General features: G+C 59.6%; 9 protein-coding genes. 5 read left to right on the top strand and 4 right to left on the bottom strand.

What is annotated here, in order from left to right; all coding sequences use genetic code 11:
- The coding region (dacB, locus tag AB4043_RS09215) for a D-alanyl-D-alanine carboxypeptidase/D-alanyl-D-alanine endopeptidase (protein ID WP_442306916.1) at positions 1-957 on the bottom strand (957 nt) is incomplete at its 3' end.
- Between the two features lie 48 nt (positions 958-1,005).
- Here dacB and folP point away from each other — a divergent pair.
- Positions 1,006-1,833 carry a dihydropteroate synthase gene (gene folP, locus AB4043_RS09210; protein WP_442301404.1) on the top strand — a complete coding sequence of 276 codons (828 nt, stop codon included), beginning with the start codon at positions 1,006-1,008 and terminating at the stop codon, positions 1,831-1,833.
- Between the two features lie 171 nt (positions 1,834-2,004).
- Here the strand turns inward: folP and AB4043_RS09205 are convergent, their stop codons facing one another.
- Complete coding sequence (locus AB4043_RS09205; protein ID WP_442306915.1) at positions 2,005-2,301, bottom strand: DNA-3-methyladenine glycosylase I; 297 nt, start codon at positions 2,299-2,301, stop codon at positions 2,005-2,007.
- A complete protein-coding gene (locus AB4043_RS09200; RefSeq protein WP_442301402.1) occupies positions 2,294-3,034 on the bottom strand; it encodes a zinc ribbon domain-containing protein in 741 nt (246 codons plus the stop codon). Before AB4043_RS09200 ends, AB4043_RS09205 begins: the two co-directional genes overlap by 8 nt.
- Before the next feature lie 168 nt (positions 3,035-3,202).
- Here AB4043_RS09200 and rmuC point away from each other — a divergent pair, with 168 nt between their 5' ends.
- From rmuC to fabF, 3 genes are all read left to right on the top strand, one after another.
- Positions 3,203-4,639 carry a DNA recombination protein RmuC gene (rmuC, locus tag AB4043_RS09195; protein ID WP_442301401.1) on the top strand — a complete coding sequence of 479 codons (1,437 nt, stop codon included), beginning with the start codon at positions 3,203-3,205 and terminating at the stop codon, positions 4,637-4,639.
- 155 nt (positions 4,640-4,794) lie between these two features.
- Complete coding sequence (locus AB4043_RS09190; protein ID WP_147646572.1) at positions 4,795-5,034, top strand: acyl carrier protein; 240 nt, start codon at positions 4,795-4,797, stop codon at positions 5,032-5,034.
- A 13-nt stretch (positions 5,035-5,047) separates the two neighbouring features.
- Positions 5,048-6,298: a beta-ketoacyl-ACP synthase II gene (gene fabF / locus AB4043_RS09185; protein WP_442301400.1), complete on the top strand. Its 1,251-nt coding sequence runs from the start codon at positions 5,048-5,050 to the stop codon at positions 6,296-6,298.
- Positions 6,299-6,493: 195 nt separating this feature from the next.
- Here fabF and AB4043_RS09180 read toward each other — a convergent pair whose 3' ends face one another.
- On the bottom strand, positions 6,494-7,240 hold the full coding sequence (locus AB4043_RS09180) for a YIP1 family protein (RefSeq protein ID WP_442301399.1): 747 nt from the start codon (positions 7,238-7,240) through the stop codon (positions 6,494-6,496).
- A gap of 93 nt (positions 7,241-7,333) precedes the next feature.
- On the opposite strand from AB4043_RS09180, the gene ligA reads away from it, so the two are divergent.
- On the top strand, positions 7,334-9,032 hold a 1,699-nt coding region (gene ligA / locus AB4043_RS09175; protein ID WP_442306914.1), incomplete at its 3' end, for an NAD-dependent DNA ligase LigA.

Raw genomic sequence — 9,032 nt, 5'->3', positions numbered from 1 at the left:
CTTCGGAGCAGGAGAGACCGGCAAGCGATGACGCGCAACAGCTTTACCCGTCACCTCGATACCGCGAGCTTCGAGAAGCTGCTTCAGAGCAAGCGCGGCGAACTCCGCGGGATCGTGGATCGCCAGCGACTCGATATAGGGTTTTGCGTCAGACGCGATTGTTCCACTCAGACGTACTGTCCTGGAACCAAGATCGCGCTCCGAGGAGATCCGTGTCGCAGAGCCGGGAGCCCCAGTGATGATGTGCAGTTCCAGGGAGTAATACGGCACCGCAGGAAGAAAGCTTGCCGTCGCCGGCTTGCCAGGATCAGTCGCAGGCGTGATGGTGACATCGATACGGTTGTCGTTGATGGTCAGAGCGCTGACCGGCGAGCCGTCATCGCCGACGGTGTCATCGATCGCCCAGTCCTCCGGATACGGATCCCAGGGAAAGAGGGTGTCATCGCCGACGATATCGCCGTTGATCACCTTCAACCCGCTCGCCGCCACCTGGTCGGCCATCTGCGCCAGGTACTGCAGAGGATCGGCTGCCGGCGGAGCAGGCTTGGGGCGCTGGGAGGGCGAGAGATACGGGAAGCTACGGCCGGAGAGATTCGGATCACCGCCACCGACCAGCACCAGGTTACCCGCCAGCGCCGCGGGCGTCGCATAGATTCCTTCTGCGGTAATGCACGTCGTAAAGGTTTTCTGCGGACCAAGCAATGCGAGAGCGGTGGCTGTCGTGAAGACCTTGTTGTTCGAAGCGGGAACAAAATACTGCCCGTCGTTCAGGCCATAGACTGGCTTGCCATCGAGAGTGGAGACATAGACACCCCAATGCGCGCGACTGACTGCCGGATCTGCAAGGATGACAGTGACCTGCTGCGCCAGCGTTGGTTTGCGCGATGCTTTCTTGTCTGCAGCAAACCCTGGCAGGCTGATAGCAGCCAGTGTCACGACAGCACAAAGCTGCCGCAAGGTCTTCGTTCCACTCAATCGCATGGGCGGAGTGTAGCATCGGCATCGATGGGCTTTGCACGAAGAGATCGTTTTCTCTGGCAACTGCGCTCACGCCAACTGTCACTCGGAGAGCGCACGCTGGTGATGGGGATCGTGAACGCCACACCCGACTCCTTCAGTGATGGAGGCCACTACGATCCCCTGGCGCATGGGTTGCGACTGCTGAACGAGGGCGCGGACATCCTCGATCTTGGCGGTGAATCGACACGTCCAGGTGGTGCGGGCGAGGTCAGCAGGGAAGAGGAACAGAGCCGCGTTCTCCCAGTGATCGAGGCATTGACTAAGGCAGGAGCAATCGTGAGCGTGGATACCTATCGCGCTTCGACCGCGCGGTTGGCCATCGAAGCCGGAGCGGAGATTGTGAACGATGTCTCCGGCCTGCTGTGGGATCCGGAGATGGCAGCGACCTGCCGCGCGTTGGGCTGCGGCGCCGTTCTGATGCATACCCGCGGCAAACCGTCGGAATGGGCGACGCTGCCACCGATGACGGAGATCGTGCCAACCGTTGTTCGTGAACTGAAGCAGCGCATCGAAGAGAGTGGCATTGCACGGGATCGCCTGATCGTCGATCCCGGCTTCGGCTTCGGCAAGCGCGGAGAAGAGAACTTCACGCTGATGGCAGGACTGGGAAGCCTGAAAGAACTCAGCCTGCCAATCATGGCCGGCGCGTCGAGGAAGGGTTTTCTCGATGGTGACGTACGGGATCGGGAGTTTGCGACAGTAGCGATGCATACTGCGGCGATTCTTGCCGGAGCACATGTGATTCGTGCACATAACGTCAAAGCGGCGGTGCAGGGAGCACGCATCGCAGACGCCATTCTGATGTGCCTATAAGAACCAAGCCACCCATGCTCTGGGTGCCCCAGGTCCGGGGTCCCCGACGAACTTGTTCGTTGGGGTGGTGTCCCTAAGGGGACCTGGGCCCGGCCTTTACTTTCCAGACCTCAAGATACGGTGAAGCACCGGAGAAAAACGGTTCGCGCGTAGCGCGAATACCCAGGTCCCCTAGGGACCTGGGGCACCCGCTTCTTGCCTGATAATGCCCTCATCCTGCATCAGGCGCTCGATATCCTTCTCCGTGAACTTCGCCACCTTCACCGGATCGAAGTTCTTGAAGGCACGACGGAAGCCTTCGCGACGGCGAAGAATGGTCTGCCAGGAGAGACCCGCCTGAAAGCCTTCCAGCATCAGGCACTCCCACATGGCGCGGCTGTCGCGCTCCGGACGGCCCCACTCTCTATCGTGATACTCCTGCATCAACGGGTCGGACCCGGCCCACCCACAACGTACTTTTTCAGCCATTGAGCTTCGTTCCACAGTCATTACAGAATTTCGCAGTCGGCGATGCGCTCACACCACAGGACGGACAAACGCGGGCAACCGGAGCGCCGCACTCACCGCAGAACTTTCCGCCGGTCAACGGAGCATTGCAGGCAGCGCAAGCAGCCGCTGCTGCAGCCTTTGCCGGATCGGCCGGATTGGCGGAGGCAGGCAGTTGCCGAACATCGTGGCCTTCAATCTCCGCATTGCCGTGATTGAACTCCACCTGCACATCCGGGCGTACGTCGATGCCGGAGACATAGTCGGTCGTCGCGGCCTTGTCCTCCAATTGCTGCTGCGAGGCGCGCAACTGGGCATGGGTGCGCTGCGAGATGATCTCCTGCTCGTACTTTGGGGTGCAGCCGGCGCATTGCTGCGCCCGGGTATTCCAGCAGATCTCGTTGCAAACCCACTTGCCGCAACGCTGGCAGCGGGAGAACTTCTGCTTTACCTCGGCAACCGCTTCCTGCAGCGCCGAGTCGTGCGCCTTGCCCCCGATCGCCCGCTGAATGTCGTACGCCGAGTCGCGGGCTCCGCCCAAAAAGCCTCCGAAGATACTGCTGGCTGCCTCCAGAATCGAGCCGGCGGCCCCCAGAGCAGACGGCTTGTAGCTCGACATATAGCCGGAGCTGCAGTGGTCGCAGCGGAATTCGAACTGGTAACCACGGTCGGTTGAATGGTCGGAATAATTGCGGACGAACTCGATCATCGCCATCGGCGGGGGCTCCGTTGCGCTGTAAGTGGTTGTTGCTTCGCCTGCTTAATGTACCGCGAGCGGGGTTAATTTCCGGGTTTCTGCCCCTGATTTCCTCATCAGGATTCAGCTTTCCTCATCAGGATTTACCGCAAAATAATGGTAGCCTGAGGGCGAAGGAAAAACGAAATGCTGATTGCTCTGGCCGCGCTGGAAGGCTTGACGTTGTTACTGGTACTCGTGCTGCTGCTGCGCAAGCAGGGTCCCGCTGTCGATCCCGAGCAGATGCTCCGGCTGGAGACGAAGACCGACGCCCTGGAGGCCGCTCTGCGTAACGGCTTCAGCGATGCCCGGCGAGAGGCCCAGGAAGCGACCTTACGCACCCTGGAGGCCAATGCCAAGGCCGCCAGCGAGCTGCGGACCGAGGTAACAGCCAGCATCTCCAAGCTCAGCACCGTTCTGACCGGCGGCCTGGACAGCTTCCGCGCCGACAACAAGAGCTCCTCCGTGGACCTGCAGAAGGCGATGAACCTGCAGATGGACTTCCTGCAGAACCGGCTTGGCCAGTTCGCCGAGGCACAGCACCAGCAGGCCACCACCCTGCGCGAGAGCCTGAACTCCAAGCTGAACGACCTGAGCACAAGCAATACCCAGCACCTGGACAAGCTGAACCGCGACAACGCCGCCAAACTCGAAGAGATGCGGCAGACGGTCGATGAGAAGCTGCATGCCACGCTGCAGACCCGCCTGACCGAAAGCTTCGGGCAGGTAACGGATCAGTTAACCAAGGTGCACGCCGGGCTGGGTGAAATGTCCAAGCTCTCCGAAGGCGTGGACGACCTGAGCCGGATCTTCACCAACGTGAAGTCACGCGGCGGCTTCGCCGAAGTCCAGCTCGGTATGCTGCTGGAGCAGATGCTTGCCCCGAGCCAGTACCTGCAAAATGCCCGAGTCAAGGCAAACAGCCTGGAAGTCGTGGAGTACGCCGTCCGCTTCCCCAGCCCCCAGGGCGAGACGCTGCTGCCGATCGACGCCAAGTTCCCGCGTGAGGACTGGGAGCGCCTGGAAGCGGCCTACGAGCGCGGCAATCCGGAAGAAGTTCACACCGCCGGTCGCGCCTTTGAGGCCGCCATCCGGACCGAAGGCAAACGGATCTGCGACAAGTACATCCAGCCGCCGGTGACCACGCCGCACGCCATCATGTTTCTGCCGACGGAGGGCCTCTACGCCGAGGTGATGCGCCGCGACGGCCTGCAGGCTGAGATCCAGTCCAGGTGCAACGTCACCATCGCCGGTCCGAGCACATTATCAGCCATTCTGACTAGCTTCCAGATGGGCTTTCGCATGCTCGCCATCCAGGAAAAGGGCGACGACGTCTGGAAGGTGCTCTCGAAGACGCGCAATGAATTCAGTAAGTTTGGCGACCTGATGTCGAAGATGGAAAAGCAGGTCAGCACGGTGCAGAACACCATCGAAAGCCTGAATATCCGCACCCGGGCCATCAACCGGACCCTGCGGGACGTAGAGATGGATGAAGGCAACCTGGGCGACCTTGACGGGATTCCATTTCCGGAACTGGGGAACATTACCCCCCTGCTGGCCGCATCGGAAGAGGAACCGTTTTAACCCGGTTCGTTTTCCTTTGCACGCGGTTGTTTTACACTCAACAGGGCGTTTCGTATCCTAAGATTTCGCGGAAATTGGCCGCGTACGGTCGCAGACGCATCAGGTTTTGTGCAGTACCAAGATTCATAGAGGGAAAGAGACAGGAGACTCAACTCATGGCAGATGTTTCAGAAAAGGTGAAATCAATCATTGTGGAGCAGCTTCAGGTGGACGAGGCCGAGGTGACCCCCGGTGCAAGCTTCCAGGAAGACCTGGGCGCCGACTCCCTGGACGTCGTCGAGCTGGTCATGCAGTTTGAGGAAGCCTTCGACATCCAGATTCCGGATGAGGACGCTGAGAAGATCAAGACTGTAAAGGACGCGATCGAGTACATCGAGTCGCACTCGAAGAAGTAACCAAAGGAATCACGTGGAAAAGCGTCGCGTCGTTGTAACAGGCCTGGGCCTGATCTGCGGTGTCGGTAACACGGCCGCAGAGGTTTGGGACGGACTGATGGCCGGCAAGAGCGGTATGGCGGAGATTACGGCATTTCCTCTGGAAGGCCACCCCGTCCGCTTTGCCGCCGAGGTCAAGAATTTCGATCCGTACAAGTTCATCGATAAAAAAGAGGCCCGCAAGATGGGCCGCTTCATCCACTTTGCCATCGCCGCCGCAGACGAGGCGATGCAACAGAGTGGGTTGAAGGTTACCCCCGAAAACGCCGAGATGGTGGGCGTGCATATCGGCTCGGGCATCGGCGGTTTTGATGTCATCGAACGTGAGCACACCAACCTGATGCAGGGCGGTCCGCGCAAGATCTCGCCCTTCTTCATTCCGGCTTCCATCGTGAATCTGGCGGCGGGCCATGTCTCCATCCGTTTTGGAGCCAAGGGACCGAACGAAGCCACAGCCACGGCCTGCACCACCAGCGCGCACGCCATCGGTGACGCGTACCGCATCATCGAACGAGGCGATGCCGACGCGATGATCGCCGGCGGAGCCGAAGCTGCCATCACGCCTATGGGCGTGGGTGGCTTTGCCGCGATGAAGGCGCTCTCCACCCGCAACGACGACCCGACACACGCCTGCCGCCCCTGGGACAAGGACCGCGACGGCTTTGTGGTGGGCGAAGGTGCGGGCATCCTGGTTCTGGAAGAGCTGGAGTCTGCGAAGAAGCGCGGAGCCACCATCCTGGCCGAGATCATCGGCTACGGCATGAGCTCGGATGCCTACCACATGACCGGTATGGCTCCCGAGGGCGAAGGCTGCTACCGTGCCATGGCGAATGCACTGAAGTGGGCAGGCATCAAGCCAGAGCAGGTTGCCTACCTGAACGCACACGCCACCAGCACGCCGCTGGGGGATGCCCTGGAGTCCAAGGGTATCGAGAACCTCTTCGGCGAACACGCGCTGAGCCACAAGCTGCTGGTCAGCTCCACCAAGTCGATGACGGGCCACCTTCTGGGCGGCGCCGGCGGCCTGGAGGCGGGTATCACGATCATGGCGATGCAGAAGAGCATCGCTCCGCCGACGATGAATCTCGAGAACGTAGATCCCGAGTGCAAGCTGAACTACGTTCCTGGGAAGTCTCAGTCCGTGGAGATCGACTACGCCCTGTCGAACTCCTTCGGGTTCGGTGGAACCAATGGTTCGCTGGTCTTCAAGAAGTGGTCTGAGTAATTTTCATAAAAGTAAAAGCAAAGCCGCGAGAGCAATCTCGCGGCTTCGCTTTTTGGGGCTGGTCTTTGGGAGCGCCGATACTCTGGGTGCCCCATCCATTGCAAAGCAATGGGTGGGATATTGAGCCACATCATTCCCACTCACGCTACACGTGAATGGGGCACCCAGTTTCTCGGTCAATTTGACGATGAGCACTCAACTGAATGCGGCAGCGAAACCGACCTTCATCAGCGCGATCAACACCCACCAGATAAAGACTGCGATGATCCCTTTACGAATCGGCAGCTTTGCAACGATGGCGCAGCCGATTCCGAGCACGATGTACTCCCAGATCTCGAAGATGTCGATCGAGGTCAGCAATGCATAGAGCGGGCCGCTGTGACGATCAAGGTAATAGCCAATGTTGGTACCGACGGGATCCTGAAAGGTAAAGATCTCCGGCGGGTCCGTCACCCACAACATGAGTGCGGCCAGCAGGAACTTCGTAACAGCGATCAGAGAGCCATACATCATTACGGCGAAGAGCCGGCCGTAGGTGGCTTCGCCTCCGAAGCCGAAGTTCACAGTCCCCCAAAAGAAGAGCGTAAATAACGCACCAAAGATGATCATCACGACCGGGAAGGAATAGACGGTGATCTTCATGCCGATCATTTGCTGCTTCTGAACCGTCGCCACCTGTTCGGCGGTCATCCCCTGGACCCGTTCTTCCATCTTCGGATTGGCTTTGATGGCGCTTTCAGCCAAGGCGTCATATCCGACACGGGTCGCAGCACTGAAAGTGAAGATGTAGGAACCGATAAAGATCAGCAGAATAGGCAGCAGCACGTTGCGGCTGTGCTTGAGAACATCGGTAAATGTCTTTGACGGAGCAGTAAAAGTGTAGATCACCCGCTGAATCTGCGAGAGTCCTGGCTCCGTGGAGGTTACTTCAGCTTCAGTCATCAACGTTTCCCCCTGTGCGAAGCGATTGTAGGATGAAACCTCCCTCCGGCGGGCAAGAATTTAGATAAGCGGCCGTTCTATCATGCGAATGGCATGAGTGTTGAATCCCGAATCGAATCGCTGCGTGAGACCCTGCGTCATCACGAGTACCTGTACTACGTCGAAGACTCCCCTGAAATCGAAGACGCTGAGTACGACACTTTGATGAATCAGTTGAAGGCACTGGAAGCCGAACATCCGGAGTTGATTACACCTGACTCTCCGACACAGCGCGTCGGCGGCCGTCCCAAAGAGGGCTTTGCCAAGGTGGCGCACTCGCGCCCCATGCTCTCGCTCGATAACGCTTACAACGAGGCTGAGCTGCGCGCCTGGGCCGACCGCGTGCATGCCGCATTGCCTGYAGGCGAGACAGTCGAATTCGTCTGCGAGCTGAAGCTCGATGGCCTCTCGCTGGCGCTGCATTACGGAGCTTCCGCCAATGGAGCCTCTGTACTGCAGCGCGGCCTCACACGAGGCGACGGCACGACGGGTGAAGATGTCACCACCAATGTCCGTACCATTCGCAGCGTACCGCTTGCGGTCTCTGCCGCGAAGCTGAAGAAGGCCGGCATGCCACAGGAGTTCGAAGTCCGCGGCGAAGTGGTAATGCCGCAGGCCGCCTTCCAGAAGATGAACGAAGAGGCTGCTGCCGCGGGTCTGCCGGTGAAGGCGAACCCACGCAATGCCGCCGCCGGCACCATCCGCACACTGGAGCCAAACATCGTCGCCCAGCGGCGGCTCGACTTCTATGCCTACTTCCTGCTGCGCGACGGCGAGACACTTCTGCCGGGCCAGCAGGAAACGCTCGATGCTCTGAAGACCGCAGGGTTCCGTGTGAACATGCATGGCTCCTCCGCGAAGACCATCGACACCGTTCTGAAGTTCATTGAAAAGGCGGAGACCCAGCGTGACGATCTTGGCTATGAGATCGATGGTGTCGTCGTAAAGGTCAACTCCACCGCGCAGCAGGCGCGGCTGGGATTTACCGGCAAGGCTCCACGGTGGGCCATCGCGTATAAGTTTGCGGCTCGCGCAGGAGTGACACAGTTGAAGGGCGTCGGCTTCCAGGTAGGACGTRCCGGCAAGCTGACTCCGGTCGCGCGTCTGACACCTGTCTTCATCGGCGGCACCACCGTCAGTAATGCAACGCTGCACAATGCCGACGAGATCCAACGACTGGGCGTGCGCATTGGCGACTGGGTGCAGGTCGAACGTGGCGGCGATGTGATTCCCAAGATCGTGAAGGTGGACGAGAGTCATCCCCGCGGAACCGAAGAGATTGAGTTTCCTAAGCACTGCCCAGTCTGCGGCGAGCCGGTCATCCGCGAAGAAGGCGAGGTGGACTGGCGCTGCGTCAATGCCAGTTGCCCGGCACGCCTGCGCGAAGAGTTGCTGCACTTCGCATCGCGTGGCGTGATGAATATCGAAGGCCTTGGAGATGCGCTTGTCGCGCAGCTACTTGGTCAGGCAGAGATTGCTCCCTCTGAAGGCGAAGAAGAGGCTGCAGAACCGGTAGCTCGCAAGGCGCTGATCCATTCCGTCGCTGATCTGTACACGCTGACGATGGATCAGTTGCTCACGCTGGAACGCATCGGTAAGAAGTCGGCGCAGACACTTCTGGATGAGATTGAGCACTCAAAGAAGAATCCCCTGTGGCGCGTTCTTCTGGGTCTGGGAATTCGTCACGTCGGCGAACGCACCGCACAACTGCTGGCCGAAGAGTTTGCCTCGCGGGGACAGGACTATGAAGCGA

Source organism: Terriglobus sp. YAF25 (assembly GCF_052113305.1).
GTDB lineage: Bacteria > Acidobacteriota > Terriglobia > Terriglobales > Acidobacteriaceae > Terriglobus.
Note: the sequence above shows the minus strand (reverse complement) of the source record. Positions and strands in the feature narration are given on the sequence as shown.